This window comes from Sphingomonas aerolata (genome assembly GCF_023935825.1).
Taxonomy (GTDB): domain Bacteria; phylum Pseudomonadota; class Alphaproteobacteria; order Sphingomonadales; family Sphingomonadaceae; genus Sphingomonas; species Sphingomonas aerolata.
In genome coordinates this window covers 57,118-83,971 of record NZ_CP098765.1, presented here as the reverse complement: position 1 = coordinate 83,971, position 26,854 = coordinate 57,118, and the positions used below count along the sequence as shown (strand labels likewise).

Here is a 26,854-nt window from a genome sequence, read left to right as displayed (position 1 = left end):
GCTCCTTCCAGTCAAACTCAAGCAAGACAGTGACATACGATGAAGCGCTCGAACACGGTCACTTTCGTATCCGCTGGCATGCTGTCGCCCAAGAAACGCGATCACATGCTCGCGCGCCGGCAACTCTATCTAAACTATGGCGCGTTGTCGCTGGCGACCATCCTTGATGCCACGGGCACCGAGACCATTCTCGTCCACGGCGAACATAGGGAACCTGCCGACGTGGTGCGCAGCCTCTTCGAGCAAGGGGCGCTTCCATCCAGGCTGCCAGTGATGGTCTCGATCCCCAGCTTCTATGCCCTGCCCTGGGCGCAGCTCTTCTGTAGGCTGGTGCGCGTTGCCGATCCGGAAGCCAGGATCATCGTGGGCGGACGCTGGGTTGTCGGGCCGGACCCCGACTGGCTTCAGACGAAGTTACCGGAAGCCAATCTGCTGGTCCCGGGACTCGCCGAACCTATCATCGCGACGCTGATCACGGAAACGCCCGACGTACGTCGGCTCCCTGCGCCGACGCCGGATGTCGCCCTCAATCATCCTCTCGTCGACGGATTCGAGCGCTATCAGCCAAGCATCGAGGCGTCGCGCGGGTGCGGGATGGGCTGTGCGTTCTGCGAGGAGAGGGACATCCGTCTTGAGAAGCTGCGCTCACCGGAGCAGATCGCGCGCGCGCTCGCGGCGGTGTCCGACCAGTACGGGGGAGGCGAGATACGCCCCTATTTCCAGGCATCGATGTTCGCTCCCAACGTCCATTGGGGCACCGGCCTAGCGGACGCGCTCCGCACCTCCGGCCTCAACGTGGCTTGGCGCACCGAAAGCCGCGTCGACGCACTCACGTCCGAGACGCTTGCCTGCCTTGCCGAGGCTGGCCTTAAGGTCCTCGATCTCGGCCTAGAGACGGCGTCGCCGACCCAGATCCTGAACATGCGGAAGTCGCGCGATCCGGACCGATACCTGGAGCGCGCTTCCACACTGCTGACGGCTTGCCGTGATCACGGCATTGCGGCCAAGGTGAACGTGCTGCTCTACGCTGGGGAGACCGCGAAAACCCTCGATGAGACGCGTTCGTTCCTCGACGATCATGCGAGCTCGATCGGCGGGGTCTCGGTCGGTCCGGTCGTTGCGTATGGTCCCCCGAAGATTGCTGATGACCTTCTGCTTGAGTGGTCGAGTTGCGGAGCTGCGCCGGTCGACCCAAGAAGTGCGACCGAGACTGGAATATCGATGATCCACCTCAGCCATGAATTCGACGCGAAATCCGCCGAGGTGGCGAGCCTAGAGCTGTCTCGCCGGTACATGGACGCCGATGCCTACTACAATCTGAAGAGCTTTTCCTATTACCCGCGCGACTATACGCGCCAGGACTTTAACCGGGACATCGCGGCAAGTGGCGCTTCCCAGTTGCCGTTTCGAGTGTCGACGGGGAAGGTAGGCTAGTGTTGATTGCTGAAAGCCGGGGCTGTGTCCTTACGTCGTCTCCAACGTCTTCTGCCGCCGCCCCCTTTGATGCCGTGCCTGACTTCGTTTGATCGACGTCGAGACGGCATGCGCAGGGATAGCAGCATCCGCCAGCAGAGTGTCGGCATCGCTCGCTAGGTATGCCACTAGGTTGATGTAGCTTCGGCGTTGAACGGTATCGCTCAAAATCATCTCAGCCGTGCCGAGCGCTACGAGAGGCGGTGATCGAGCCCACTGCCGGCCCGAATCGTGATTGTGACCGAGCTTGCCGGCAGCGGCCTGATGTTCTCGGTATCGAGATCGGCGCGCCGCGCTCGGTCACCAAGCGCGTCTATTAGAGTGCGGCATGCTGCGGGATCGCCGTCGATGATATCGCGGGTGCGCGCGACGCTCGAATTGTTCCCGGCGCCATCGATATTGCGCACGCCGCCAATATCATGCGTAACATGATCAAGCGCGCCGCGACGCTGGAAATGTGTCAGCAGGAACCATGAGAAGGGGTGCGTTCGCGCGAAGGCTGACTGATGAACTGACAAAGTATCCACCGGCGGATTTTTGGTTCCGCTAAGCCATATGCCAGCGTTGACGCCTGGTGTGTCGCGGACCGCGTCGCGCAGTGCGAGCCCCACTGCATAGTCAAATATCATCTCGCCGAATGCAAAGTTATGATGGGTGCGGATTGCAGTCCCGGCGCTCGCGGTGAAGCCGCTGACTGGCGGACAGTAGAAGATATATTTGACTGCCTCTTCGCCCAGTTCGGCAGCGAGGTCGCGCAGGCGCCGGTGCTGTTCTGCATCGCTGCTGTCAAAGCGTGACGTCATATCATAATTTCCAGACTTGGTTGGAAATAGGCGCTTTGCCTGCATGAGATAGGCTGCGGTCCAATTGAACCGCGAGTCCATTAGATTTTGGTATTCAAGCACAAGCCCGAAATCGGACTGTGAGACGTTGGCTTCGAAATGTGAGCTGTGCGGCCGCGTGTCGATCCGAACCTCCGCCTGCAGATCGTCGCCCATCTCAGCGAACGCCGCGTTGAGGTGATCGATATTGAAGCGGGGGAGTTCCTCACGACGCTGCGTCGTTGCATCCATCAGCGCGACGAACGACTGGGTTAGCGTAGTTTCGGTCGCAGGCGTCGGACGAAGCAATTGCCGGGAAAGGCAGAGATCGATGCCGTCCAGATAGCTTAGCAGCGGCGGATAATGTTGAGGTCCCAGCATCTTACCTGCTTACCATCGATAGTACCGCCTTGACGAGCCGGCTTGACGAGGCGATCCGCGGGACAATGCTTATCAAGAGCTTTCTCTGCAACACAAGTTTGCTGACCTTATGAGAGAGTGTCCGCTTCTGGGGAGCGGCTTAGCGCAACTGAACGACCGACAATGGGTCGAGGCGGAAGCCGTAGGGCATTGGTGCGTTCGCCCAAAAATGGGCATTCGGGATTGCATTGACACTTGCAACGATTCAACGTTCATTCTTCTTGCCTCATGGCGTAGGCCACGCCGACCCACCATGCGGGCGACCCGTATACTATGATAAGCATCAGCCCCCCGCCTCTTTATAAGTATCTCAGCTTGGCACCCGCACAGACGCCCCCCTGGCAAGACCGTTTAATGATGCTGCTACACGGAAACTGTTATCTTTCGAGCGCCGCCGACTTTAACGACCCTTTTGATTGCCTCCCGTATATTGAAGTGCCCAACGCTCAGCCGGCCTTGTTGGCTTGGAAGCAGGGCATGGCCCAACGTATAGGTGAGGCAATGTCTGGCGATGTTCCCGCTTGGTTCATCCAGGCGCAGGCGCAAACGACGCTGGATGCTCTCCCCATCCCCATCCTTCGGGAAAAGCTACGACAAGCGGCAGCGGCAAACGCGCAGGATATGGGCGTCTTCTGCTTAGCAGAGACGATCAACAACGTGCTGATGTGGAGTCATTACGGAGCAAACCACTATGGCATCGCATTACAATTCGACTTCCGGCAGGGAAACGCCGAACAGCTTTTGCCGATCTGGAAAGTCGATTATCAACCTGTTCGCCCGGTAATCGCTGACATGCATATCGCGATACAGGAGCGCCCACTTGCCGACGCGTTGGCAATCAAAGCTGACTTTTGGCGCTACGAGCAAGAGTGGCGGGTGATGAAGGCGGATAAGGCAAGGACAATCCTTCCATTCGACCGAAGCATCATCACCGGAATCGCCTTGGGAGCGAAATGCACCGCCGAAAACGAGAAGTTAATTCGCGAAATGATCGGTGATGACGTCATTTCGCTTTATCAAATGCGTGTCAGTGATCGCACATTTGACCTGACAATCGCGGCGCTTTGATGCGTGAAGGGCCTTCCACAACGTGTCACGCTTCAAAGCGGCCGATGCGGGCTCTACTAAAGTCGGACATTGGCGCGGCGGCGGAGGACACATCCGCCGCGCTGCCCCGCTCAGTCACTTTCCCCTTAGAGCGGAACTGGTTCAGGTAGATGGAATCCCCGGCGAACACACCGCTCAGAGCCTTCCTCGGGGATGTCGAAGCAATCATCACGGTGCGACGAAGTGCGACCGCAGCGCAATCGTCGACGACAGCCCCCGAGTTTACACCGCTCGACTTCCTGGACACGCGCGAGCGGAGCCTGTCGCGTATCCTCGCCTGGTTGCTCGATCCCGGCGGCTCGCACGCGCAAGGGGCCGCCTTCCTGATCGCGTTCACCGAGTGGCTTTGCCTTGATGATCAGTGGCGAGAACAGGCCGACAGGGCGAGGGTGATGCTCGAAGCGCCGATCAACGGATCTGGACGAGGAGGTTTCATCGACGTGCTCATCCGTCTGCCCGGACGGATGCTCGCTATCGAGAACAAGCCAAGAGCGGTCGATCAACCTGGTCAGATGAGCCGATACCTAGCCGATCTTGCAAGCCGGCGATTGGAAGCCCATTGCCTGATCTACCTATCTGGCCGTGGCGCAGGACCCTCCGAGCAAAGCATCCGTCGTAACGAACTAGCTCAGGCGACCTCTGCGGGCACGCTGCAGCTTCGCACCTTTGCTGAGCTACCTGACTGGCTGTCAGTGTGCGAGCAGCGGTGCCGGGCGCCATCCGTCAGCCACATGCTTCAGGGGACCAGCAAGTTCATCACGAGGGAGTATGCGGGGGTGAGCGATATCAAGGAGGCCGAAGAGATAGCAAAGACCGCGCGCTCTTCGACCGATCGACTGGAAGCTGCGCTAGCTACGATCGAAGCGGAGGCGACGATCAAGGGGGCAATCGTTGCAGACCTCGTCGCGGGGGTAAAGCAGGGGACGTCAGGCCGGAGAGGCTGGGGGCTGGTACGCCGCGACCTGGGGCCGACGCGCTGGAGCGCACTGGCGGTTCGTCTCGCGGCGAAAGGAACGATCGGCTTCGGCATATGCTTCGACATGACTGACCACCGCTGGTTGTTCTACGGGGTTACAAGCCTTGATGGACGATCTCTGCCACGAGGCGTCAAGCCGCTTTTGCAGAACTTGATAGGGTCAAAATCGGGTAGCGACACTTGGCCGGTCTGGAAGCAGGTCGGGCCGAATGATCGCTTCTTCCCCATGCAAAAGGAAGTCGGACGCGAGTTCTGGCACGCCGCGCAAGACGGCTCGATGTCACAGATGATCATCGACTTTGCAGTCGACGCCGAAGCAGCGCTGAAAAGCGCCAAGCTGCTGACCGCGGTTCGTAGTCGCGTCGCGGAGGAGGAATGACAAAGGCGCGCGATGCAGCAAGGGGAGTCAGGTAGGATCGTTGATGTCGCGATGGCTCGCCGGTCATCGCGCTGTCCGGCGGTAGCGTCCCATCTCTATGCTCAGTCGGCTAAAGCGATTTCCGCACAGAGTTGCAGGCCTAAGCATCCCGCTTAGTCATTACGCACCCAAGATCAGCGCAAGCTTGTCGTCGGCCGTCGTGTGGCATAACCTCTGAGTACGTCTTGGGGAGCAGAGCCATGTCGGACGGGCCTGAAGCTGAGCCGTATGACTGGCAGCGCGCCAAGGAGCTTCCGGCGAATTTCGCCGATCAAGCGGTTCGAAGCTACATATTTCTCAGTGTTGGCATGGGGTTCATCGCCCTTGCCCTTCCCATCCTGCTTGTTTTGGTCGGGGGATATGAAGGTCACTACTCCATCAGCTATTTCTATCATGTCAGTCCGCTGTGCCGCGATATTTTGGTAGGGTCGCTCTGCGCGACGGGCGCTTTCCTGTTCCTGTTCCGCGGCTTGTCGACGCTTGAGAACTGGCTTCTCAACATCGCCGGAGTCGCAGCGATCTCCATTGCCATTAACCCGATGTCGGCTCAGCAATGTGCAGGCGACCCGCTTCCAGCATCTCTGGCACTTAATGCTCACGCGCCTGCCTGGGTGCATGGTGTCAGCGCGCTGATCTTTTTCACGTCCATCGGGCTCGTTGCCATCTTCTTGTCAAAGCGACGCCTCGGCTCACTCATGTGGAAACCCAAGCGCCAGCGGTTCCAGGCAGCCTATACGGCCGCTGGGATGGCAATGATCCTGATGCCAGCCGCGGTGATCGCCACGCACTTCCTCTCCGCGGCACCAGATTGTCGAAACCCCTGGATCTTCTGGCTTGAGTGCTTCGGAATCTGGAGCTTCTCGGCCTACTGGTTTGTGAAGACAACTGAGTATCGCACGCTTCTAAGGATTCACTGACGGGGCGAAGCTCAACGCTGGCGGCTCGCACCCATCTCGATAGCGATGCGTCGCCTTCGCGACTATGCTATGGTTCGGCGGCGGTGCACGCGCTTCGATGTGTGACGCTTACTTTCGAGGCTGATTGATGTTCTTGCGCAGACTTACCCTCGAAAACATACGGTCCATCGAGGCGCTCACGCTGGACTTCTCGGGCGGACGCGAGGGACGGCAGTGGACGTATCTGCTAGGTGAGAATGGCACTGGCAAGAGCAGCGTGCTCAAGGCCATTGCGCTGGTCATGGCCGGAAGCGAGTCGATCTATGACCTCGTCAGAAACCCAGATGAGTGGATCAGACTTGGCAAGAATACCGCGCGGATCGCGGTCGATTTCGCAACCCAGGAAGGCGAGGTGCGCCACGCCGAAGTGACCTTCTCGCGCGGCGCCAAAGCCAGCGAGTTTATCAAGCGAAACACGGAGAGCCTTGAGCGGGTTGATCGTGCCGTTGCGAAGTCCGACCGCAACTATTTTGTGGTGGGCTACGGGGTCGTACGACATGCGCTCGGGCCCAGCGCTCGTGGTACCGCGCTGGAAGCGATGCCAAGATCCTTCGCATCGCGCACACGTGCCGTCTCGACCTTGTTCAATCTGGATACCGCGCTGGTTTCGCTCGAGAGCTGGGCGATGGATCTGGAGTATCGGCGCGGGCCCCAGGGTCTGAGTGCTGTCCGTAGCGCCCTTGACAAGCTCCTTCCGGACGTTCGCTTTTCCCGGATCGATCGTGAGGAACGCCGACTGCTGTTCGAGACGCCTGATGGCGAGCTGCCGCTCGGCGCTTTGTCCGATGGCTATCAGGCGATGGCTGCCTGGTGCGGTGACCTGCTGTTCCAAATCACGGAAAACTTCCAGGACTACCGCGATCCTCTCATGGCGCGCGGCCTGCTCCTGGTCGACGAAATCGACCTCCATCTTCACCCTGTGTGGCAGCGACGGCTTGTCTCCTTCATAAAGGAAACCTTGCCGAACGTGCAGGTGGTGGTCACAACCCACTCTCCGTTGACCATCCATCAGGCCGCCGAAGGGGAGCTCTTTGTCCTGCGGCGTGTGGGGCAGCGCGGGGCGGCGCTGTTCCCGTTCGAGGGCGCTCCCAATCGGCTCATGCTCCATCAGCTGTTGGCGAGCCCGCTGTTCGGCCTCGAGACGCTCGACTCTCCTCAGGTTGAGGAAGCAAGAGACGAGTTGCGCTCGTTGACGGGGGTCGGCGCTGATCCGGCGCCCTCATCCGTTGCCACTCGCGAGCGGATCGACGCTCTGAAGACTATTCTCAGCGATGTCCCCTCCTGGCGTGAGGCTCGTCCCGGCCTCGAACGCACTAACTTAGTGCTTGAGGAAGTGACCCGAGAACTGGCCCGGGTGACAGGACGCGACATCGGCGTTGAAGACGTCGCGCGCGGGCCCGATGATGGCCCGCTGTCTTCGACATGATCGGCCTTGTCCGCCGCCGCGAAGCGGCCGATATCCCTGCAGCTTTTAAAGGATCGCGGCTTCGCAATAAAGCGGAGAGGCTCGCTCGCCTCTTCTTCGAGGCGCAAGCGGCGGGCAAGTTCGAATTCGACTCGTCGCAGTGGAAGCCTGCCAAGGACGCGCTTAAACTCGATACCCATGGCAAGTGCGCTTACTGTGAGGCACCAACATCAGTGGTCGCTCACGGCGATGTTGAGCACTTTCGGCCCAAGTCGATCTACTGGTGGCTGGCATTTTTCTACGATAACTATCTGTTCAGTTGCCAGATCTGCAATCAGACCTTCAAAGGTGACAATTTCCCGCTCACGGGAGCTCGCGAGCAACCGCCGGCCATGCCTGCCTTGCTTCCAACCGGCGCTGCATTGACAGCGCTGGTCGATCTTCTGACGCACGATCCCCAGTCCGCCTCGGATGATGATCTTCGCCAGCGCTGGGCGGCTGAGGATGCGGACCTAGTCAACCCTTATATCGAGAACCCGGAGCCTCTCTTTCGCTACGAAGTGGATGTGAACAACGAGGAGGTGTGGATCCGGTCCGCGGGCGGTGCGCGGGCCGACCGCGCGATCGCGGCGTCCGAGAAATACCTCGGGCTTAACCGCGAAGAGCTGCGTCGCGAACGCTTCGTGATGTACGCCCCCCTTGCCGCTTTCGGACAGCTGCTTTCCATTTGCGGTCTGCCGGCAACCGCGCGCCAAATGAGCGAGGCCGAGGTCGTTCGTATGCAGGCAGCGTCCGAGCCCTTCGCCGGTATGCGTCGCTTTTTCGCGCGCAGTTGGGGGCTCCCGCCCGCTGCCTAGAACGCGTCCGGACTGCACATAGACGCAGCCCAGATATGCGCTAACGGCCCCAGTCCGTCAGCGCGCCGTTTGTGAGTACCGCTTGGGGTTGTTTTTGGGACAACTAACGACCGCCCGGCATGCGCTGATGCCGACTGTATTACTCCCGCTTCGGACATGAACGAATGGCCGAAGTTGGAAGGCGAGGGAAGGGGCGTGAACGTCCGGTTCTGGGTCAGGCCAGCCCTCGCTGTCAGAAGCCCAAAAAGTTTATAGCCAAACCCGCGGCGCAGTCGAACGGGGCGTGCTTGGGATGCTTGATCACCTCGCTTTAACGGGCAACGATTAGGCAGGTAGCTCGGAGACGATCGGCATGAAATTTCGCAGCAAGGCGACTGCAGCCTACAGAGAGTGGGCCCAGAATACCGTGTGGTTCCACCGCGCACTCTTTTACGCGCTGAACATTATGGTCATCGCGATTGGGTTTGCTGCCATAGTAGATATCCCCGTCGAGGTACTTTTAAGCGCTACCAAAAAGGCCGGACAAACCCCGCAGAACGGTCGGCAAGTCCTGTCACTCACCACACCCATGAAGTTCGCTATGTGCATCAGCTTGATGCTAGTCGCTGCAATCTCGGGCGGACTAGCAGGGTTGATGCGTTCCCTATATCGGGGCGGCATTTACGATAACTGGTGGTCGCTTCTGGGCTCGTTCGCGGCCTTTGCAGCGTTGGTTCTGTATATTGGACATGTGGTCCGCCAAATCACAAACGCGCTTAGCATTGTCGACGGTGATACATCGCTGGTTATTACTTTTCTAACCGCATGGTTACTGCTTCTTGGTTATGCAGCAAAAGTGCCGTGGGACGAATTCAGGGATAGATGCGCTGCCTACTACGAAGACAAATGGGACTTTAGACTTTACTGGGATGAGCAGGAACGCAGAAAGGCGACAGCGACAGCGCTGGCCCCAGCTTCAGCGGCAGCAGATCAGGAGACCCAGACCAAACCTCCTCAGGCTTATCCCGATACAACGGAGAACCATGCCTCGAACGTCGATCACCCAGGTGCCCAACTCGCCGTACCGATACACGGGGATTCTGATCCGGTTTAAAAATTTGCGACAGCCGCTCTTTAAGCGAAACGCGATCAGCCGAAGACCCGTAGAGCGGTATACCCATTTTTGGGAAGTCGTCCGCGACGCGCATGGGCCGCTATTGCAATTGCCTTTCCGTAAAGGGGCGGGCCGCTATCTCCTGTTTCAAGGTAACCAGCTACTCCGGTCGTCAGGATCTGTCTTCGAGCCAGATAAACAAATGGCAATAGTTGGGGAACTCGGGCGGGTCCTTGAAATTACCACTACTGGGTCGCCCTCTGTTGGTTAAGTTCGATTTTTAGACGTCTTGAATACTTGATGCTCAACAGACGTGTCAGCCAAGTTGTTTTAGTTTACCTGCAATCGTCAGCAGCGCGCGCAAACCCGCGGGTAACTGTCGTCGTCCGGAATAGTAAAGGTAGAAGCCTGGCCCGGTCGTCACCCACTTGGTCAGCACAAGGCGCAGGGTGCCGTCTGCGACATGCTTAGCGAACAGGGCTTCAAGACCGAACGTCAGCCCCGCGCCGTTCAGTGCCATTGCCAGCGTTGATCGGCTATCGTCGGCAGTCATTGCGCTTTTTATAGGCACATCGAAGTATCCGTCAGGCCCCTCGAGTTCCTAGCGGTAGATACTGTCGTCCCCAAGACGCACTCCAAGATACCGGTGCTGCTTCAACTCGTCCGGGTGTGTTGGTGTGCCATGTTCCTCGAGGTAACGGGGAGAAGCCGCGACAAGCCGCCATTGAAGGGAGAGATGTGGTTCCGCGTCACCGATCAACCGGTGTTCGCGGTCGCCGGGTTCTGGCAGCTGCCGAAGGGGCCGGGTTCACGATGGTGACCTGTGACCCCAGCACTCTCGTCGAGCCAATTCATCCCAAGGGCATGATTACGATCCTGGCGCCGGATGACATCGATACCTGGCTGCGCGGCAGCTATGATGAGATTGTCGCCCTGCAGCGGCCCTACGATCCAGCACAGATGACCGTCCGGGGCCCCGTATTCCCGACGCGCCGCAAGGAACGGTGATCCTTCGCCCCGGGGTTAGCGGGTTCGATCCTGCCCCGGTGATGTCGGCGCTTTGCTTGCGTCCGTAGCGCGGGCGAGGTCCGGGTCGAGCGTCCCGCCTGATCGGATACGCTCGGCGACGAGCTGGCGCGTCGATTGCCCGACAGTGCCAACCATACGGGCATTCTCGCCACGATCATGTGCCGCCTTTATGGCGGCGTCGACGATCGCCTGGGCGGGTGCGAGACGCGGATCGGCGTTGTTCTTCTCGGACGTGTTTTTCAGGAACAGCTCGGCAAGCCGTTGCTGACCCGGGGCATGGCCGGGAGGAAGAACCGGTCGCTCCAGCGCGCGGACCGCGCGCTGGAGCTGGGTCGGCTGCTGGGCATTGATCTGGACGCCGAGCGCCGCGCCGATCTCGCGCACACGCTCCAACGGCGTTTGCTGCTGGGTAATCACGGCATCGACCTGCCGGATGCCGAGATAGGTGAGAAGGTGCGATTGATAGACTGGCCCCTTGGCGTGGCGGACATAGGCGAGCTCGGTGCGCGCGTTCGCGATCGTCGCAGTCGGCGCACCGTCCTTTATCAATCCACGCAGGCGATCGGCCGCCTGCTGGCGGGCGGCCGGCAGATAGCGTTCCAGCTCGTCGCGCGCCTTGGTGAGCGTCACGCGGTAGCGCTGGCCTTCGGGCGGGGCGCGTTGCGGGAGCATGGCGATTCCGGCCGGACCGATCCGCGCTTCCGGCGCAAGGTCGCGACGAATGGCCGCAGCGGCGAGGACCGCGGCCATGCCCCGGTGATCGCCCGAAATGAAGCCGTGGCGGGACGCCTCCATCCAGGCCGTCTTATCGATCAACGCGATCCGGATTGGGTGGCCCGCGTCGCGCGCGAGTTGCGTCGCATGATGACGCATCGTGCGTCCATTTCCTTCGCGGAAGGGATGGATGGCATTGATCTCGTTAATGTGGTTGCCGAGGCGATCAAAAAACTCGTCTCGGGAAAGGCCGCGAAAGGCGTTCTTCGCCCCAACATCGGTGAATAGCTTGTCGAGTTCGCGGCCGATGTAGGGGACATGGGCGAAGCTCGACCCGCCCTTGGCGATATTGACCGTGCGATCCTGGCCCGCCCAATCGTAGAGGTCTTGAAACAGGTGCTTGTGGAGGGCGCGGTAGCCGTCTGCCGTAGGCGCGAAGGGGAGGCGCGCGGCTTCCGCGCCGCGCACCGCTGTAAAACGCTGCTCGGCCTTCGTCAGTAGGGCGTCGTCAGTGATCCCCAACCTGTTCCGGAGCGTATCGGTGCCGGGATAGGTGTAAGGATCGTTCGCCAAAGGATCAGGCAGCGATCTGATTTGACCCCGGCTGGTAAAGGCCGTGCAGCATCGTCACCATCATCGCCGGGGGCACGCCCTCGTCGAGCATCATGGCAAACATCGCATCGTCCTCGGCGTCGAGTGGCATATCCTCGATCGCAAGGTTCGCCTGCGATTCCGCGAAATCCTCGCGCCACAGGGCAATCTGCTCGGGCGTTCCGCGCTCGAAGTCCATCGAGCGGATGCATGTGCGCAGCGTATCAAGGTCGATCGAAGCCATCACGTCATCCTTTCCGGGTTTACCATACGCTTCCCAACGCGATTTCTCAACAAATCACTGCGCTACGCGATGCTCGGTACGGCACAACCCGTGCTCCGGCAGGCGCGGGTTGTGCCGCCTAACTGTCAGTATTCGCTCGCCAACATGATCGTCAGCACGCGCTTGGTCCGGGTTTCGTCCCACGGCACTTCGCTGCCGAACATCAGGTCGTTGTCGTAGCAGTCCACCTTCCAGAAGACGGTCTGTGCGATCGTCAGTACGTCCTCCGGTCGACCCTGCGTCCATCCGCCCGACGCGAGCCGATAGACCGCGCCGAAGTCATGCTCGCCATATGGATCATTGTCGCCGTCAAACTGCGAGAACTTTGTGATCGCCGCCAGAGCGGCGAAGCGATCCGCGTCGGGGAGTGCCTGAAAGCCCATCGTCACGTTGGCGATCGACATATGGCCGGGATTGATCCGGGCTGCATCATTAAGGCGACGGATGGCGTTGATCTGTTCGGTGGTCGGCATCGCTGATCCTCCTTCTGGCATGGGCCGCAAGGCCGCTCGGCCTCACGGCCCTGCCGTTCCGGCGAGGAACGGGATGGGGAGGGGGAGCGAGAATCTACCGCGGGCGCGGGCGAGCCGACCTAGCGCGGCCGGCGCTGCGCGCCGGGTGCCGTGCTTGGCGGATTACACGGGCGGTCGATTGTCGTTCGGGAACGGAAGGGCAGCGCCCTTGGCGTTCCCCGACGCTCCCGGCAACGGGAGCGTGTGCACATCATCGCGTCGGAGGCGCGGCCATCTTGCTGGCGACGAGCTGGAAGACATCGACCGGCATCCCCTCGGGGATCAGCAATCCGCCGATCGTTTGCTGCTGAGAGGCGTGGAGCTTGTCGCTTGTTTTCACATCCCGCAGCAGGATCGTCCCGTCACGCACCGCAGTGATATCCGGCCAACCGGCGCAGAAAGCATATGGATCGGTCGCGAAGCGCGTCGCGATACGCGGCAGCATCGGCCCTAGTGCACCGCGAAGCTGTCGGATCAGATCGACCGAGACACCGGGGTAACCCCATCCTATCCGTCGCGGACAGAGCCGAGCTGCGCGCGCTGCTCGACTACGCCAACCGATTTCACCACGACACGAATCCGGCATGGGAAACCGCGGCGATCAACGATCAGGAACTGGTGGGCTTTGCGACGCGCACGCTGCGCTTCGCGGCACGGAATTAGGCCGCCGAGATGTTATCTGGCGTCTACCCTTGGTTTAGAAGGTCCGGTCCCGCTGTTAACTGGTAGCGTTTTTCCGCAGCCTTCTGCTCGACCGAAATCTGCCAGCCCTGCTTTCGCAGCGTGACAAATGCCGAATGGACCGTATTGGGGCGCCAGCCTGTCTCCTCGGTCAGCTCGCGAATGGTCGCGCCGTCCGGGCGACCGAGAAGGCCAATAAAGGCCGCCTGCTTCGTCCCCACACGTGGCATCGTTTACCCGCCTTCGATCGGGAGCGGCTTTCCGCTAAACGCGATGAGGCAATCCGGCTCCGACGCGAACCAGGCGTAGCTACCCCATGCCAGGCTGCTGACGGTCTTCCGGAAGGGCTGGCCGCCGCGATCAAGATAGGCGGTGACAAACGCGACATGCTCGGGCGGAAAGCCGGCACCCTCGGAAATCTGCAGCAGGGCGGTCTTCCGGGCCTCGTTGACCGGCCCATCGGTATGCACGACCTCGACAAAAACGAGGAGGGGGTGGGCGGGGCCGAGATCGACGAGAACGATATCGGGCAGGCTCTTGTCGGCCGGGATCGTCAGACCGATGGCCTTCGCCAGTTCGTCGTCACGGGCGACAACCTTGTTGCCGCTCTCACTCAGCGCGATCACGCCCGGCTTTTGCAGGAACTTCGGCGCGAAAACCTCGATGACGGCCTTGGAAATGTCGGCGCTGGCGCCGGTGGACATGCGCCGCGTCTCGCCATTCGGGAACGTGACGAGTTCATATTCGCCGCCCCCGGCCGCACCCTTGCGGACGATGGCAATGCGGGCAAGGGCGCCCTTGTTCAGATGCTTTTCCCGCCATGCGGCGGCTTTGGCGGTGAAAGTGGCCTCGTCGAGGTCCGGGGCCATGAGCGCGGCGAAGTCACCCTGCAGCGCATAGCGGCCTGCTGGCGATGTGGTCGCGAGCCCGGGCCGCTCGATCACCGCGCCGTTGACAATGAGGGCATAGCGGATCGTGTCGTCGCGGATGGATTCGCGCGTGTTGACCGCATACCAGCGCCCCGGCACGTCGGCCTTGCTCGGGCGGATGGAATCCTTAGCCCACGCCAGGCGCGCATTGTCTTCCGTCTGCTCGGACTGCGCTGTCGTCATGCGCGTCACCTGGTCGGGGCGTATCCAGAGGTCGGTGCCTTCGATTGCGCCGGCGTAGATCATGACGAACATGGTCTTTGCGGAGATTTCCCAAATCGAATGGTCGCGGTTGGCCGATCCTTCCGGAAAGATGGTCGGCAGGCGCCCGTGAATGTCTTGCCAGGACAGGAGCGGGGGGAGGCTCATGCTTTGTCTAGCCCGTAAATGCTGCGCAGCGATTTCTCGATCGCGGTACGGGTCGCGCCCTTTTTGACTAGGCGCTCGATTGCCGCCATCGCCGAAACCGGGGGTAGGGGGATCGCCGCTAGCTCGAAGGCCGACACGGCGACACTGCCGCTGATACAGCGGAAAACCTGGTCGATCGTGTCGCTGTTGAGCACGGCGGCGACGGTCGCTGGCGAGACTTTCGGCGCGCCGATCGCACGCACCATGTTAAGATGGTTTTCGACGATGACGCCCCCATGCGTGTCGATGAACTCCTGCGGCAGCTCGGCCGCAATAAGGCGGCGCTGCTGCTCCTTGGCTGTGGTGCGTTGCACCAGCACGCAGCTCCGATTGACGATCAGCCAATCGTCGCCTTTCTCCAGCTTGAAGAACGGCGCGTGGTTTCGTCGATCAGCCCGGAAGATAAAGCGGCCATCCGCGGTCACGGCCTCCGCCCAGATGAGGGGATGCAGGCCGCGGCCGGCCCTAGCGCGCATCTGCGGCTTGAAGCGGTTCCAGACAAGCGGTCCGGTCGATACGCCGTAGCCCCAATCGGAAAGTCGGGAGGACTGGTTCTCGGCCGCGGTGATGAGCCCGACGTGAGCGGGCTCCCGCGGCGCCAGCCAGGGCGCGCCGGCATCGGCGGGCAGGCCGACCTTGCCGTTCTTGTTGAGCCGGGCCTGCCGCTCGTTATCGACGTTGAGGTAATGCACCTGAAAACGGGTGCGGTCGCCGCCCTTTTGATAGAGCGCCAGCAGCGTTTCCTGCAGCACGTCTTCAAACACGCCCTTACGCGCATGTACGAAGTCGATCGCGACAGGCGGCGCTTCCTTGGCCAGCAGCTTTCGTAAAGCGGCGTAATACTGCCCGCCTAGCACGCTCGTCGGAGTGAGATAGGCGATCACACCACCAGGACGCGCCCATCGCAGAGCGATATCGGTGAATACGCCATAGAGATTGGCGTGACCGTAAAGGCTGCGTGCGTATCGGACCCGCTGCGCGCTTGTCAGCTGCACCCTTCCATAAGGCGGATTGCCGACGACGAGGTCATAACTAGCACTCGGCTCCTCCTCGAGCGTGTCGCAGACCTTCACGAAAATTGGCACATCGCGGCCGCTCGCCTGAGACAAGTCCGCAAGCGCGATCTCGAGCGCGCCTTGCGAAAGGGAGGCTGCATGCGGGTCCAACTCCATGCCGGAAAGCCGTGTGCCAAGCTGCGCGAGGATGAAGGCCGGTTCGCTACCGGCGAGGCTATCGCGCATTCGGACCGCCGCCTCCAGCAGGAACGCGCCGCCTCCGCTTGCCGGATCAAGAACACGCGCTGTTTTCCAGTCAACGCCGCCCTCTGTTGCCAGATCAAGCAGGCGCTGGGTCAGTGCGGCCGGGGTATAGAAAGCGCCAAGCGCGCTGCGCTCCTTGCCTGGGAGCAGCGTCGTATAGAGGCTGGTAAGTGCATTACAGCCCTCGATCGCCGGCAGGCTGGCGGCAAGGCGTCCCATCGAGCGGGCGAGCTCTTGGGCTGTGTTGTCGAGCCTGCCCTTTACCGCAACAAAGGGAGGGCTCAATTTCAGCGCCGGCGCGGCTTCACCGGCAAACTCCTCGAGCGCGGCGCGTGCGAATAGCGCGGCTTGGTCTGTACGGCGCGCTTCGGGAATAGTCTCGGACCAGGCACGCGCGACAAAGCGGGCACGTGATAACTCGAGACGTATCGGCTCAAGGTCGGGAGCCTTGGGTGCCCGGCGCGCTTTGGGTTTGGATAACGCCGCGCTCATGCTGCCTGGGACGCTTGGCGCTTGGGTAGTGACATCAGGCTGCGTCCTCATTCTCTATCGATTTCGCCGCGTGTCCCACGTAGCCGCGCAAACTACGCCGGATAACCTGACTCATCGTCTCGTCTCGGCTATCAGCAACCTTCCGCGCGCGCTGCACGAGGGTTTTTGGAACCCGCACTGTCACCACAATATCGTCTGCCATATGCCTCTCCGGCGCACACCGTATGTTCTGGTATTGCCCTGTAATACGAGTTGCAAGCGAAATGGCTTGCAACTCTCCTTGCGCGGGTACGCCAGTTTTGAACTAGGATGGTCGGATGGATTACGCGGAAGAACAGGGTGGCATCGTGTACGTTCTCACCAACGATGCCATGCCCAATATGGTCAAGATAGGCCGGACATCAGGGGATGGGGTAGAACGGCGTGTAGCGGAGCTGAGCAGGGCCACAGGCATTCCTCTGCCTTTTAAGGTGGCCGTTGCCCGCACCGTTCACGATGCCCACGTAGTCGAACGCGCGCTGCATATCGCCTTCGGTCCCGATCGGGTGAATCCCGCGCGCGAATTCTTCAGCATCGCGCCGGAACGAGCCATAGCGATCATCAATGCATTTCCTGGACGGGATTTAACGCCACAAACCGAGCGCGCTGTCGAGCAGGCCGTGGAGGCGTCTGAGCCCGGCACGTTAGCCGCTGCCCAAGCATTCGAACGCAAACGACGTCCACCACTGAACTTCGTCGAGATGGGGGTGCCTGTCGGATCTACGTTGATCCACATAGCGACCAGCGAAACCGTAGAGGTTGTCGAGCCGAAGAAGGTGCGCTTGCGCGATGAGGTTGTCTCTCTGACTCGTGCGCAGCAGATTGTGTCTGGGGCAGAATATGCCGTCGCGCCCGGGCGGCACTGGTCCTTTGATAGCGTACCGATCAGCACGCTGTACGACGCCACCTACCCGATTGCAGATCCGGATAGCTGACGCCTGGGAGCTTCGCTGGGTTTGCGCGATTGATACGTGATTGAAGGAGTTCTACTTAGGCGAGACTCGCGGCTCTCGTATGGGATGACCGTTTCCCGAGAGGGTACTAACTACCAAGGCCGCCCCAAAGGGCGGTCTTGGCTTATGTGCCGACCGTCGGTTGTGCCACGTGGCACACCTCCGCACGATTGGCAGCTCTGATGTCAGGATCGGCGGAACCATGACCGTCGCTTGGCCGGCGCATCCCACTCGTAGTCGATGACGAGCTGACCTTCGGGGCGAAAAATGGCGACGCCGGACACGGCTCGTGTCGAGTTCTGGATGACATGGTTCCAGAGGTCGCCAGTAGCGACATCGGACGCGGGAATGTGGAAGTAGCCGGTCAGGATCACCGTTTCGTCGGGAGCAGGCTGGCAGCCTGTGAGCGCCAGAAACATAGGCAAGTCGAAGCCAAGCGCGGTCGCGGTATCGTCGACCTGAATGATGCCGCCTTGCGGCTTGCGATCGGCGAAGACGACAGCGGGGAGGGGGTGACGGAGGCACAGACGCCCAATCCGCTCGATTGGATCGTTGCTGGTGAAGGTGGTGGGCGTCTTGGCGAGCGGCTGCGTGTCGATGGCCGCGGCGCTGGGGGAGCGACCGGATTCCCGGTCCTCAAGGAATACCGGGCCGATCATGTTCTGCTCAGCTCGGGTATAGTCGAACGCTTCGAACGATACGGCTTTGAGGACGCGGCTAGCTTCGTCGTCGGGTAACGAGGTGAGTGGATATTCCCGCCACAGATCATTGTCGACGGGATGCTCGAGAAGGCATCGTCCCTCGGTTGCGAGAACGCGTTTGTTGGCTTCTCCAACACCTATGTCCTCGGCCATACGCCAGAACATCTCAGCCGCAAGATTGTGGATGGTGGCCTTGTCGAACTGCATCAATCGCGTTCCCTTTACCTATCGAATTACACCCGCCCGACCAGGGCGGCCCGCATCAGCCTAGCCGATCGTCACCCGGTAGGGCGGAACCCATCCGGGGTTCCGCGGAGCGGCGCGTCAGCGGCGCGCAGTAGAGCGCGGGCCGAAGGCAGGCCCCGCCTACTTCTTGATCGTCTCGACCGCGCATCCGTCCGGCACGGTCGCCCGTTCGATCGCGAGTTGCCGCATCGCTTCGTAGTCGACGCCCCACAGACCAGCACGCTGGACAGCGGCGTTTTTCATCAGGTCCACATAGGCACCGCCGGAATACATCCGATAGTCCACCGCATACCCTTGCGCGACCATCGACGCTCCCACGCTGGCCTTGTTCGCGGGAAAACGACACGACAGGTTCAACCGGCCATAGCTCTTCGGATCGGTCCGGCACTGGTTTTCGCGCCGCAACGCATAATCGAACATCGACGCCGAACAATCCAAGCCGCCGTCACGCGCTGCCAGACGCTGCAACGCATCGGTCGCGATCGCCTTGAGCTGGGGACGATCATCATCTGGCGCATCGATTCCGACGATCCGAACCCGCCCGTTGGGGAACTCGGCCGTATCGCCGTCTATGATCCGCGGTGTGGGCGAGGTGAGCCGGGTCCTGGTCGCCTCGGCAAGCTGCTCCTTGTTATGCGAAATCGAGTAGACCGCGACGATGACGAACGTCACGCCCATCATCCACTTCTGATGCCGGGGCACGCCCGGAAAGAGCTTCATATCGCGCGGATCTCGCGCAAGAGGTCGTTCCAGTCGCCGGCATGGGGCGGCAGCTTGCTGACGAGCTGACGGCCACCCGCCGTCAGGTGAGGGGTGGCGCGTGCGATAGCCCGGGCCGCCTCGGCCCCATGCTGGCTGTAGATCACGACGGTATGGATGCTCTCGGGGATCGCGACGGCCTGATACCGCTCGATCCCCAGGACGGGCCATACGAACAAGCCGGCGCCGAGCATGTTCATCACGCTCGCTGCGTCCTCGACGCCTTCGGCGAGGCGCAGCACGCCGTCTGGCGGGATGCCGCCCCATCGGACCGCCCCGCTGCCGGGGTTGCCGAGCATCCATTTGGGCTCCGGCATGCCGGCCTTGCCGCGGCCGTCCGGTGCCAGGAAGGTGCGGTGGATCGCGACGACGCCGGCGTCCTCCTCGATCGGCACGATCAATGCGGGCGCAAGCGCTTTCGCAGAACCGGCGCCGAACTGGCATCGCGGATCGAACCGGGCATTGATCCCGTCGGGGATGATCGCGCGCGAGCGCAGATAGCGATCGGCCAGCGAGCCGGCATAAGGTTCGGCGTGCCGCCACACCGCCAATGCGACCTTGTTGTGATCGGTCTTGCCCTCCTGACGCTGGCCCGGGTCGTGGTCGGAAGGCGCGAGGATCTTGCCCGAGCGCAGCGCCGTCATGATCGCATCGGCCGTACATCCTGCGAAGCAATGGAACAGCACGGCCCGCTCGCCGACGCGGATCGACAGGCTGGCGGTGCCATCGGCATGGGCGGGGCATCGGCACATAGCGAAGTCGCCCTGCCATTTCCCGCCTAGCTGGCGGACGATACGGTCCGCTTGGTCCTCGATTGTCGCTGTGCGACGGTAGGCCATCTCTGGACACTCCCTTCAGGCGACATGAAGCTATCGCAGGGTGGGACATGGTTCCAGCGAAAACATGGATAATCACTGTAACGGATTTGTAATGGAACTAGGGCTGATACTGGAACGCGAGCTGACTACCATGCGGCCACCAGGCGGCACGATCACTGACGTTCATGTCTGTCAGCATGAAACGGGCAAGTGGCACATCAATATCCGCGTGAGCTGGCGCGGCACAACGCTGTTCCACGTTGGTCTCTACGACAAGAAACGTATCCGACTGTATAAGAAAGCATCTTCGGCAATCCGCCATATCGTTATCGGGTATGGCTATGAGGGCACGATTGCTGTCCACCCATGCGCCGGCGTGCGCGATGAAGCGTCCTTCTAGCAGGGTAGGCCAATTCATTCAGAATGAACCTTTGTCGCTTTCTGGCTAGCGGGTGAACTAAATGTCATTTATCTTCGCTTTCACGAGTGGAGTGAAAACATGGCAAATCGCTTATGTTTATCCCGAGCCACGCGCGAACGCGTCGCGGCTACGATCCCACGATCGGCCGTCCGTGCAGCCGATCCGATCTGCGCGAGCGCGGTGCGGTAATGCCGCTTCCCGCCGCTGTCATCATGGGTCTCGCGGCGCAATGCGCGCCCGGTGTGGCACCTGCAACAATCGCGGCGATCGTCCAGACGGAAAGCCAGGGCAGAGAGCTGGCGATCAACGTCAACGGCCTCGGCCGCAAGGTCGCGCAGCCGACGAGTGTCGCACAAGCGATCGAGGTCGCGCGCTTCTATGTTGCGAAGGGCTATTCGGTCGATCTCGGCCTCGGGCAGATCAGCTCGCGGAACATGAAAGCCCTCGGGCTGACCTGGGACACGGTGTTCGAGCCCTGCACCAACATCGCCGCGGCCGGGGCGGTGATCTCCGGCAACTATCATAGCGTAAGCGCCGGGCTTCATCCCCAACGCGCGCTCCGCATCGCTCTCTCCATGTACAATACCGGGTCGCAGTCACGTGGCTTTTCCAATGGCTATGTCGGCCGGGTCGTCGGCAATGCCGGCTTCTCCGACGGCATCCAGCCCATGTCGGTCAGGATCGCCGCCTCGACGCCTCCCGATACCGGCAAGCCGGCGAGCGCGTCCGCGCAGCTCGCGGCGCTGGTGGCTGAAAACACGTCCGATGCGGAGCAGCCAGGGGCTGCGCCACCCCCACCGCCGCCATCGTGGGACGTGTTCGCGACGGCAGCATACGCGCGGGCTCGCGCAGGAGGAGAAGACCGATGAACCTCGTATCGCTCGGCGGCCCGGCGCTGGCCCTTCGATCCCATGTCATCGCCCGCATCGCGGCGATGACGCCCGGTCAGCGCAAGGCGGGGCATTTCCTGACAATGTTCGGCCTGGTCGCGCTGGCGTCGCTGATCTCGGCCGAACCAGCGTTCGCGCAAAGCAACCTCGAAGGGTTCGGCACGAAGGTTCTCGGACTGCTGAGCAACGGCTTGCTACGCACGATCGCGATTATCGCGCTCATCGCAGCCGGGCTTGGCTGGCTGACGGGCCGCGTCAACACAAGCGCGCTCGTCACCGTCGTCATTGGCATCGCGATCATCTTCTCGGCGCCGTGGATCGTCGACCAGATCGCCGGCTGACCTTGGAAGCGGGCCGCCCTCTGCGGCCCGCTTCCGCCGGTATCGAGTGGAGTTCGTAGCGTGGACGAGGATCGGGAGGTGATGGCACGCAATCCGCTGTTCCTGGCGGTGACGCGGCCTGCGCTGTTCGCCGGCATACCGATCGAGGCGGCGGTGTTCGTGCTGCTCTGCTCGGTCATCACGCTCATTGGGACATCGAACCCCGTCTACGGTCTCGTCGTCGCCGCGGTGATGTTCGGTTTGTCGCGCCTCGTCGTGCGGCACGACGTCAATGCCTTCCGGCTCATCTTCCTGTGGGGCCGCACCAAGGCGGCGAACCGCAACCGGGTGTTTTGGGGCGGGTCGAGCTACACCCCGCTCCCCCTCAACGGCATCAAGCGCAAGGGGTTCGGCCGCAATGGCTAAGACCAACCGCCTGTCCGAACAGGTGCCGATGAACGTCGCGCTGAAAGAGGTGCTGCCGACCAAGTTCCTGCCCTATGCGCGGCACGTCACCGACGAGGTGGTGGCGCTCGATTCCGGCGCGATCATGCTGACGTTCGAGCTGCAGGGCCGCGCCTTCGAGACGGCGGACGTGCGCGATCTGAACGACTGGCACGCGAAGCTCAACGTGATGCTCCGCAACCTCCACGACGATCGCCTGTCGATCTGGACGCACCTGATCCGGGCACGTGTCGAGCAATATCCGGGCGGCAACTTCCGCTCTCGCTTCGCGCGCGATCTGGACGCCGCCTATTTCGCGCGGATGAATCGCGAGCGGATGTTCATCAACCGCTTCTTCGTGACGCTGGTCCTGCGCCCCTCGATCCACGGTGCCGACAAGCTGGTCCAGCTTTTCAAGAACAAGGCGAGGGCGATTGCCGACGCCGATGCGATCGACGTCGACCTGTTGGAGGCGCTGGAGGACAAGGCACGCGATTTCGAGCGGCTGATGGACCGCCTGTCGCCGCGCCGGCTCGGTATCTACGGTCATAACGGCCTCAAGTTCTCCGAGACGATGGAAGTCGCGGAGATGGTGATGACCGGGCGGCATCGCCGCGTCCCCATCATCCGCGGCCATCTCGGGAGCGCGCTATACCGCCAACGGGTCATCTTCGGCGGTGAGACCGTCGAGGTGCGTGATGCCGACCGGAGCGCCTTCGGCGGCATCTTCGGCATCCGCGAGTATCCCGCGTTCACGACACCGCGCCAGTTCGAGTCCCTGCTGGCGGTCGATTTCAGCTTCGTGCTGACGCAATCCTTCACCTTCCTCGGCCGTGCTGCGGCGTCCGAGCGGTTCCGGCTGCGCCAGAAGCAGATGGAAAATGCCGACGACCGTGCAGTCAGTCAGATGCTCGATCTCGTCGATGCTGCGGACGATCTCATGTCCAATCGCTTCGTTCTGGGCGATCACCATTTCACGCTCGCGGTTTATGCGGAATCCCTGAAGGGGCTGCGCGACAATATGTCGATCGCGCGCGCAGCGCTGGCCGATACCGGCATGGTCGCGGCGCGCGAAGGGGCAGCGCTGGAAGCCGCCTATTGGAGCCAGCTCGTCGGCAATTTCGCATGGCGGGCGAGGCCGGCGCCGATCACGTCGCTTAATTTCGCGGCGTTCTCGCCCTTCCACACGTACCCGGCCGGGCTCGTGACCGGCAACCATTGGGGCGACGCGATCGCGCTGATGAAGACGAGCGCGCGCAGCCCCTATTTCTTCAGCTTCCATAAGCGGGACATCGGACACACGCTGATCGTCGGCCCGACCGGAGGCGGCAAGACGGTCATCGTCAACTTCCTGATGGCGCAGGCCGAGAAGACCGGGGCGCGACAAATCTTCATCGACAAGGATCGCGGCGCGCAGATCTTCGTGCTGGCGTCGGGCGGCACGTACCTGACGCTCGCAAACGGTGTCCCGACGGGCTTTGCGCCCCTCAAGGCGCTGGAGAACACCGCGGAAGATCGATCCTGGCTCTCGCTGTTCGTGCGCCAGCTCGTCAGGGCGGAAGGTCGCCCGATCACGGTCCAGGACGAGCGCCTGATCGACGAGGGGATCGCTTCCGTGATGCGTCTTCCCCGCGAGGATCGATCGTTCGACGCGCTCCGCACGATGCTCGGCATGGCGGATGCTGGTGGCGTCGGTGCGCGGCTCGAGAAGTGGACGTCGCGCGGTTCGATGGGCTGGGTTTTCGACAACCCGTCGGACGAGCTGACGCTGGATGCGCGGTTCATCGGCTTCGACATGACGGACTTCCTCGACAATGCCGAGGTCCGGGCGCCGCTTATGCTCTACCTGTTCCACCGGATCGACAAGCTGTTGACCGGCGAGCGCACGATCATCGCGATCGACGAGTTTTGGAAGGCTCTCCAGGACGAGGCGTTCCGGGGCTTCGCACAGGACGGTCTCAAGACATTCCGCAAGCGCAACGCGATGATGGTGTTCGCCACGCAATCCCCCGCGGACGCGCTCAAGAGCGATATCGCACACTCGATCCTCGAACAGGTCGCGACACAGATCATGCTGCCGAACCCGAAGGGATCGCGGCGCGATTACGTCGAAGGGTTCTCTCTGACCGACGCTGAATACCAGCTCATCCGCGAAGAGCTGTCGCCGGAGTCCCGCAAATTTCTCGTGAAACAGGGCCATGACAGTGTCGTGGTCGAATTGGACCTGACCGGCCTTGATGACGAGCTGGCGGTATTGTCCGGCCGTGCCGAGACGACGCCGATCGCCGTCGAGACCGCCGCGGAGTTCGGTCCCGATCCGGCGGCCTGGCTGCCGATCTTCCACCAACGTCGACGCCCAAGCTGAAGGAGGAGAAGGAACATGCGTAGCGCGAGAATGACCGCCCGCCTTTTGGTCGGGATCGCCCTATTGAGCACGAGTGCCGCGCACGCGCAGCTCGGCGGGATCGTGTTCGATCCGCGGGCTTTCGCTCAACAGTTGCAGCAGCTCGATCAGGCGCGGCAGCAGGTTCTAGCCGCCAAGACTCAAGTCGATCAGGGCCTGCAACAGATCGCGCAGGCGAAGCAGCTTTATCAGAGCGTCAACGATACGACCAACATCAGCAGCATCGCCAATAAACTAAAGACAGACGCTCTGCGGACCAGCAACGTATCGTCGTCGAACCTTGACGGCTTCACGAGCGGGAACCTCGATGTCGTGGGCGGCCTGCGCGGCAAGGCGAACGAAGTCTATCGGGACATCATGGGTCGTGTCCCGGCAGATGCGAGCGATACGAGCAGGTCGGCAGCGGAGCAAGGTGCGCGCGAGGCGGCCGTGACGACCGGTCTGGCCGGTAACGTCGGCGATTCCGTTACCAGCAGGCGGCAGGGTCTGGAGGAGCTGCGTAGCCGCTTGTCGACCGCCACCACGGCATCCGAGCGGGCCGATATGTCGGCTAGGCTACAGCTTGAGCAGGCTCAGATGATGAACGATCAGATGGCGTTGCAGGCGGTGGATATCCAGCGGCGCGCAAAAGCCGAGGCGGATTACCAACGTTACCTCGCGTTTCAACAAGGTGAAACGAGCAAGCTCCTCAAGGAAGCAGGAGCCAACCCATGATCGCTTCTCGCCTACTGATAATGACGTGTCTCGCTCTTGCCGCTTGCGGTTCAGAAGGATCATCTTCCCACGCCGGCGATCTACGTTCAGATTTTCCGCTGCAAACGACGGATTACTATGTCCAGAACGCCAGCGAGCTGGCGAAGATGGATGGCATCTGCACTGCGTGGAAGGGGTCACAACGACCGCCTTTATCTTGGCCATCTGTGGTGGTGAGCAACTGCAATAACGTCGACGCTGCTAAAGGCATCCTAGTCCGTAAATTCGAACAGGATAAATTGCTTAAAGAGGCCAGCAACTAAACGCCAGAACGTCTTGGGAGCGGTCAATGGGTTTCAACATCTATACGCAGACGTTCAATCTTTTGGACGGCGCTTTGGCGGGCGTTATCGCGACCTATGCTGGGATTGTTAGCTGGATCTCTGGGCCCCTGCGGGTCGGAGTGACGATCTATATCATACTTCTTGGTTTCGCTATTTTGCGTGGTGCCGTTGAGTACCCCTTCCGCGAGTTCGTCTACCGTGGGTTGAAATTGGCCGCACTCGTCTTTGCCGTAACCACACTTTATGGTGCTTCCGTCGGCCTTCTTGCGATGAATGGCCTACCGCGTGAGGTTGCAAACGCCGTTGGCGCGACGGATGTGAACGGCCTTGGTGGCTTTTTCGATGTTATTCTGAAGACATCGGCTCGCGCCATCGCTAAAATCGATCGAATAATCTATATACACACGCAGATGGCAGGAAATAACCTGCTTGGTATTCCTAATAATTGGGATGAGATAATCGCCAGCAAGATAATTGAAGAAATTATTATGCTAGCGGCGCTTCTTGCTTCGGCTATAGGTTTTTCTATTTGTGCATTTGCTCTGTTTGCATTGGCATTGCTTGCAGCGGTCGGGCCGCTCTTCGTCGCTGCACTCCTCTTCGACTCAACGCGCTCGTTCTTCTTTCAATGGCTCGGGAGCGTGGTGAATTACGTCATCCTCGTTGCCTTCGCGCTACTGGTGACCGTCTTCATTGCCAACGCTGCCAATACGTTCATTGATGCAATCACCACCGACGATTCCCTCATTTTGGCATCGGTGAAGGCCCTTGGTTTCTACGCACTAGGGTTTTTCTTCTTTCTGCAAATTCCGAGCATGGCGGCTGGGTTGGGCGGAGGCGGCGCATCGCTGGCGACGCAGTTCGCCAATGCGGCAACCGGCAACATCGCACCAATGGCTGGCCGCGCATGGTCGGGCGCGCCGCAGCGCGCGATGGACAGCTTCCGGCGCAGCCGCAGCAGCGGGTCCGGTAACGGCGGGGGTGGCGCTCGTGGCGGGTCACTAACCCGAACCAATTACTAGGAGCATCGGCATGAAGATCGCACCCTTCCTGGCCATCGTTGCCGGCGTCGCGATGACCCCGCCCCTGCCAGTGGCCGCAGCGAAGGAAAATAAGCTCCCTCGCTGCACCGGCAAGCATCCGCGACCGGCAAACCCCTACGGAACGGTCCTTCCGACCATTCCTGATAGGGGGCTGACGCCTGTGGCGCCGGCGAGCAGCGGAGGTGTGCCACGTGGCACACCTGGCCCGCACGGAGCCGCACCAGCCCCCTCGGCACCCTCGCCGACCACCAATCTCTTCCCGCCCGCCAGCGCGACGCCGAGCCCACAAGGGCCGACGTCCAGCAACGAGCGGGTGCCGGCGATCGGAGCGTCGCCGACCGCAAGCGCGGCCCTC

Annotated in this window: 28 protein-coding genes and 1 pseudogene; 17 read left to right on the top strand and 12 right to left on the bottom strand. The window is 61.4% G+C overall.

All coding sequences use genetic code 11. The annotated features are described in order from the left end of the window. The first annotated feature begins 39 nt into the window (after positions 1-39). The gene (locus NEF64_RS19180; protein WP_252575150.1) at positions 40-1,434 is read left to right on the top strand and encodes a B12-binding domain-containing radical SAM protein; all 1,395 of its coding nucleotides are present in this window, start codon (positions 40-42) and stop codon (positions 1,432-1,434) included. Positions 1,435-1,664: 230 nt separating this feature from the next. On the opposite strand, the gene NEF64_RS19175 is transcribed toward NEF64_RS19180, so the two are convergent. After that, a complete protein-coding gene (locus tag NEF64_RS19175; RefSeq protein WP_252575148.1) occupies positions 1,665-2,675 on the bottom strand; it encodes a hypothetical protein in 1,011 nt (336 codons plus the stop codon). 393 nt (positions 2,676-3,068) lie between these two features. On the opposite strand from NEF64_RS19175, the gene NEF64_RS19170 reads away from it, so the two are divergent. The 6 genes from NEF64_RS19170 to NEF64_RS19145 all read left to right on the top strand — a co-directional run bounded on the left by NEF64_RS19170 (position 3,069) and on the right by NEF64_RS19145 (position 9,526). Beyond that, the gene (locus tag NEF64_RS19170; RefSeq protein WP_252575146.1) at positions 3,069-3,782 is read left to right on the top strand and encodes a DUF2971 domain-containing protein; all 714 of its coding nucleotides are present in this window, start codon (positions 3,069-3,071) and stop codon (positions 3,780-3,782) included. 149 nt (positions 3,783-3,931) lie between these two features. After that, positions 3,932-5,176: a PDDEXK-like family protein gene (locus tag NEF64_RS19165; RefSeq protein WP_252575144.1), complete on the top strand. Its 1,245-nt coding sequence runs from the start codon at positions 3,932-3,934 to the stop codon at positions 5,174-5,176. Between the two features lie 239 nt (positions 5,177-5,415). Beyond that, complete coding sequence (locus NEF64_RS19160) at positions 5,416-6,132, top strand: hypothetical protein (protein ID WP_252575142.1); 717 nt, start codon at positions 5,416-5,418, stop codon at positions 6,130-6,132. 127 nt (positions 6,133-6,259) lie between these two features. Further along, the gene (locus tag NEF64_RS19155; protein WP_252575238.1) at positions 6,260-7,597 is read left to right on the top strand and encodes an AAA family ATPase; all 1,338 of its coding nucleotides are present in this window, start codon (positions 6,260-6,262) and stop codon (positions 7,595-7,597) included. Continuing rightward, positions 7,594-8,433 (top strand): HNH endonuclease family protein, encoded by an 840-nt coding sequence (locus NEF64_RS19150; protein WP_252575140.1) that lies wholly within the window; start codon positions 7,594-7,596, stop codon positions 8,431-8,433. The genes NEF64_RS19155 and NEF64_RS19150 overlap by 4 nt, the downstream gene beginning before the upstream one ends. Before the next feature lie 352 nt (positions 8,434-8,785). Then, on the top strand, positions 8,786-9,526 hold the full coding sequence (locus NEF64_RS19145; RefSeq protein ID WP_252575138.1) for a hypothetical protein: 741 nt from the start codon (positions 8,786-8,788) through the stop codon (positions 9,524-9,526). 316 nt (positions 9,527-9,842) lie between these two features. On the opposite strand, the gene NEF64_RS19140 is transcribed toward NEF64_RS19145, so the two are convergent. Continuing rightward, positions 9,843-10,097 (bottom strand): LysR substrate-binding domain-containing protein, encoded by a 255-nt coding sequence (locus tag NEF64_RS19140; protein ID WP_261362632.1) that lies wholly within the window; start codon positions 10,095-10,097, stop codon positions 9,843-9,845. Positions 10,098-10,238: 141 nt separating this feature from the next. Here NEF64_RS19140 and NEF64_RS19135 point away from each other — a divergent pair. Next, positions 10,239-10,534: pseudogene (locus NEF64_RS19135) on the top strand (SOS response-associated peptidase family protein); the annotation flags it as partial. 15 nt (positions 10,535-10,549) lie between these two features. On the opposite strand, the gene NEF64_RS19130 reads toward NEF64_RS19135, so the two are convergent. From NEF64_RS19130 to NEF64_RS19100, 7 genes are all read right to left on the bottom strand, one after another. Beyond that, positions 10,550-11,842: a Fic/DOC family protein gene (locus NEF64_RS19130; RefSeq protein ID WP_252575135.1), complete on the bottom strand. Its 1,293-nt coding sequence runs from the start codon at positions 11,840-11,842 to the stop codon at positions 10,550-10,552. Positions 11,843-11,846: 4 nt separating this feature from the next. Continuing rightward, positions 11,847-12,104: a hypothetical protein gene (locus NEF64_RS19125; protein WP_252575130.1), complete on the bottom strand. Its 258-nt coding sequence runs from the start codon at positions 12,102-12,104 to the stop codon at positions 11,847-11,849. Between the two features lie 125 nt (positions 12,105-12,229). Beyond that, entirely contained in the window at positions 12,230-12,616 is a 387-nt protein-coding gene (locus tag NEF64_RS19120) for a DUF3768 domain-containing protein (protein ID WP_252575128.1), read from the bottom strand. Between the two features lie 250 nt (positions 12,617-12,866). Further along, complete coding sequence (locus NEF64_RS19115; RefSeq protein WP_252575126.1) at positions 12,867-13,100, bottom strand: hypothetical protein; 234 nt, start codon at positions 13,098-13,100, stop codon at positions 12,867-12,869. A gap of 241 nt (positions 13,101-13,341) precedes the next feature. Then, complete coding sequence (locus NEF64_RS19110; RefSeq protein ID WP_252575124.1) at positions 13,342-13,566, bottom strand: DUF3489 domain-containing protein; 225 nt, start codon at positions 13,564-13,566, stop codon at positions 13,342-13,344. Between the two features lie 3 nt (positions 13,567-13,569). Then, positions 13,570-14,634, bottom strand: a complete 1,065-nt coding sequence (locus tag NEF64_RS19105; RefSeq protein ID WP_252575121.1) for a BsuBI/PstI family type II restriction endonuclease — start codon at positions 14,632-14,634, stop codon at positions 13,570-13,572. Beyond that, entirely contained in the window at positions 14,631-16,424 is a 1,794-nt protein-coding gene (locus NEF64_RS19100; protein WP_252575119.1) for an HsdM family class I SAM-dependent methyltransferase, read from the bottom strand. Before NEF64_RS19100 ends, NEF64_RS19105 begins: the two co-directional genes overlap by 4 nt. Positions 16,425-16,741: 317 nt before the next feature. On the opposite strand from NEF64_RS19100, the gene NEF64_RS19095 reads away from it, so the two are divergent. Continuing rightward, a complete protein-coding gene (locus tag NEF64_RS19095; protein ID WP_252575118.1) occupies positions 16,742-17,398 on the top strand; it encodes a GIY-YIG nuclease family protein in 657 nt (218 codons plus the stop codon). A gap of 203 nt (positions 17,399-17,601) precedes the next feature. Here the strand turns inward: NEF64_RS19095 and NEF64_RS19090 are convergent, their stop codons facing one another. The 3 genes from NEF64_RS19090 to NEF64_RS19080 all read right to left on the bottom strand — a co-directional run bounded on the left by NEF64_RS19090 (position 17,602) and on the right by NEF64_RS19080 (position 19,961). Then, positions 17,602-18,324 (bottom strand): hypothetical protein, encoded by a 723-nt coding sequence (locus NEF64_RS19090; protein WP_252575116.1) that lies wholly within the window; start codon positions 18,322-18,324, stop codon positions 17,602-17,604. A gap of 159 nt (positions 18,325-18,483) precedes the next feature. Continuing rightward, entirely contained in the window at positions 18,484-19,083 is a 600-nt protein-coding gene (locus NEF64_RS19085; RefSeq protein ID WP_252575114.1) for a thermonuclease family protein, read from the bottom strand. Continuing rightward, positions 19,080-19,961 (bottom strand): DUF7146 domain-containing protein, encoded by an 882-nt coding sequence (locus NEF64_RS19080; RefSeq protein WP_252575112.1) that lies wholly within the window; start codon positions 19,959-19,961, stop codon positions 19,080-19,082. The genes NEF64_RS19085 and NEF64_RS19080 overlap by 4 nt, the downstream gene beginning before the upstream one ends. A 91-nt stretch (positions 19,962-20,052) precedes the next feature. Here NEF64_RS19080 and NEF64_RS19075 point away from each other — a divergent pair, with 91 nt between their 5' ends. The 8 genes from NEF64_RS19075 (at position 20,053) to NEF64_RS19040 (ending at position 26,478) form a co-directional block, all read left to right on the top strand. Next, complete coding sequence (locus tag NEF64_RS19075; protein WP_252575110.1) at positions 20,053-20,340, top strand: hypothetical protein; 288 nt, start codon at positions 20,053-20,055, stop codon at positions 20,338-20,340. A gap of 233 nt (positions 20,341-20,573) precedes the next feature. Continuing rightward, positions 20,574-21,230, top strand: a complete 657-nt coding sequence (locus NEF64_RS19070) for a lytic transglycosylase domain-containing protein (protein ID WP_252575108.1) — start codon at positions 20,574-20,576, stop codon at positions 21,228-21,230. Continuing rightward, positions 21,227-21,592 (top strand): TrbC/VirB2 family protein, encoded by a 366-nt coding sequence (locus NEF64_RS19065; protein WP_252575106.1) that lies wholly within the window; start codon positions 21,227-21,229, stop codon positions 21,590-21,592. Before NEF64_RS19070 ends, NEF64_RS19065 begins: the two co-directional genes overlap by 4 nt. An 81-nt stretch (positions 21,593-21,673) precedes the next feature. After that, positions 21,674-21,997, top strand: coding sequence for a VirB3 family type IV secretion system protein (locus tag NEF64_RS19060; RefSeq protein ID WP_252575104.1), 324 nt, complete (start codon positions 21,674-21,676; stop codon positions 21,995-21,997). Then, positions 21,990-24,380: a VirB4 family type IV secretion/conjugal transfer ATPase gene (locus tag NEF64_RS19055; protein ID WP_252575102.1), complete on the top strand. Its 2,391-nt coding sequence runs from the start codon at positions 21,990-21,992 to the stop codon at positions 24,378-24,380. Before NEF64_RS19060 ends, NEF64_RS19055 begins: the two co-directional genes overlap by 8 nt. Before the next feature lie 30 nt (positions 24,381-24,410). Then, positions 24,411-25,133, top strand: coding sequence for a type IV secretion system protein (locus NEF64_RS19050; protein WP_252575100.1), 723 nt, complete (start codon positions 24,411-24,413; stop codon positions 25,131-25,133). After that, positions 25,130-25,435: a calponin homology domain-containing protein gene (locus NEF64_RS19045; RefSeq protein WP_252575098.1), complete on the top strand. Its 306-nt coding sequence runs from the start codon at positions 25,130-25,132 to the stop codon at positions 25,433-25,435. Before NEF64_RS19050 ends, NEF64_RS19045 begins: the two co-directional genes overlap by 4 nt. A gap of 26 nt (positions 25,436-25,461) precedes the next feature. Further along, positions 25,462-26,478, top strand: coding sequence for a TrbL/VirB6 family protein (locus NEF64_RS19040; RefSeq protein WP_252575096.1), 1,017 nt, complete (start codon positions 25,462-25,464; stop codon positions 26,476-26,478). The last annotated feature ends 376 nt before the right edge of the window (positions 26,479-26,854 follow it).

Coding starts and splice junctions, on each gene's coding strand:
- NEF64_RS19155 (WP_252575238.1), top strand. CDS start 6,260: ATGTTCTTGCGCAGACTTACCCTCGAAAACATACGGTCCATCGAGGCG.
- NEF64_RS19100 (WP_252575119.1), bottom strand. CDS start 16,424: ATGAGCGCGGCGTTATCCAAACCCAAAGCGCGCCGGGCACCCAAGGCT.
- NEF64_RS19050 (WP_252575100.1), top strand. CDS start 24,411: ATGACCGCCCGCCTTTTGGTCGGGATCGCCCTATTGAGCACGAGTGCC.
- NEF64_RS19090 (WP_252575116.1), bottom strand. CDS start 18,324: ATGCAGTTCGACAAGGCCACCATCCACAATCTTGCGGCTGAGATGTTC.
- NEF64_RS19040 (WP_252575096.1), top strand. CDS start 25,462: ATGGGTTTCAACATCTATACGCAGACGTTCAATCTTTTGGACGGCGCT.
- NEF64_RS19145 (WP_252575138.1), top strand. CDS start 8,786: ATGAAATTTCGCAGCAAGGCGACTGCAGCCTACAGAGAGTGGGCCCAG.
- NEF64_RS19065 (WP_252575106.1), top strand. CDS start 21,227: ATGAACCTCGTATCGCTCGGCGGCCCGGCGCTGGCCCTTCGATCCCAT.
- NEF64_RS19045 (WP_252575098.1), top strand. CDS start 25,130: ATGATCGCTTCTCGCCTACTGATAATGACGTGTCTCGCTCTTGCCGCT.
- NEF64_RS19175 (WP_252575148.1), bottom strand. CDS start 2,675: ATGCTGGGACCTCAACATTATCCGCCGCTGCTAAGCTATCTGGACGGC.
- NEF64_RS19120 (WP_252575128.1), bottom strand. CDS start 12,616: ATGCCGACCACCGAACAGATCAACGCCATCCGTCGCCTTAATGATGCA.
- NEF64_RS19160 (WP_252575142.1), top strand. CDS start 5,416: ATGTCGGACGGGCCTGAAGCTGAGCCGTATGACTGGCAGCGCGCCAAG.
- NEF64_RS19110 (WP_252575124.1), bottom strand. CDS start 13,566: ATGCCACGTGTGGGGACGAAGCAGGCGGCCTTTATTGGCCTTCTCGGT.
- NEF64_RS19180 (WP_252575150.1), top strand. CDS start 40: ATGAAGCGCTCGAACACGGTCACTTTCGTATCCGCTGGCATGCTGTCG.
- NEF64_RS19085 (WP_252575114.1), bottom strand. CDS start 19,083: ATGAAGCTCTTTCCGGGCGTGCCCCGGCATCAGAAGTGGATGATGGGC.
- NEF64_RS19095 (WP_252575118.1), top strand. CDS start 16,742: ATGGATTACGCGGAAGAACAGGGTGGCATCGTGTACGTTCTCACCAAC.
- NEF64_RS19060 (WP_252575104.1), top strand. CDS start 21,674: ATGGCACGCAATCCGCTGTTCCTGGCGGTGACGCGGCCTGCGCTGTTC.
- NEF64_RS19105 (WP_252575121.1), bottom strand. CDS start 14,634: ATGAGCCTCCCCCCGCTCCTGTCCTGGCAAGACATTCACGGGCGCCTG.
- NEF64_RS19055 (WP_252575102.1), top strand. CDS start 21,990: ATGGCTAAGACCAACCGCCTGTCCGAACAGGTGCCGATGAACGTCGCG.
- NEF64_RS19080 (WP_252575112.1), bottom strand. CDS start 19,961: ATGGCCTACCGTCGCACAGCGACAATCGAGGACCAAGCGGACCGTATC.
- NEF64_RS19075 (WP_252575110.1), top strand. CDS start 20,053: ATGGAACTAGGGCTGATACTGGAACGCGAGCTGACTACCATGCGGCCA.
- NEF64_RS19165 (WP_252575144.1), top strand. CDS start 3,932: ATGGAATCCCCGGCGAACACACCGCTCAGAGCCTTCCTCGGGGATGTC.
- NEF64_RS19115 (WP_252575126.1), bottom strand. CDS start 13,100: ATGCTGCCGCGTATCGCGACGCGCTTCGCGACCGATCCATATGCTTTC.
- NEF64_RS19150 (WP_252575140.1), top strand. CDS start 7,594: ATGATCGGCCTTGTCCGCCGCCGCGAAGCGGCCGATATCCCTGCAGCT.
- NEF64_RS19170 (WP_252575146.1), top strand. CDS start 3,069: ATGATGCTGCTACACGGAAACTGTTATCTTTCGAGCGCCGCCGACTTT.
- NEF64_RS19125 (WP_252575130.1), bottom strand. CDS start 12,104: ATGGCTTCGATCGACCTTGATACGCTGCGCACATGCATCCGCTCGATG.
- NEF64_RS19070 (WP_252575108.1), top strand. CDS start 20,574: ATGGGTCTCGCGGCGCAATGCGCGCCCGGTGTGGCACCTGCAACAATC.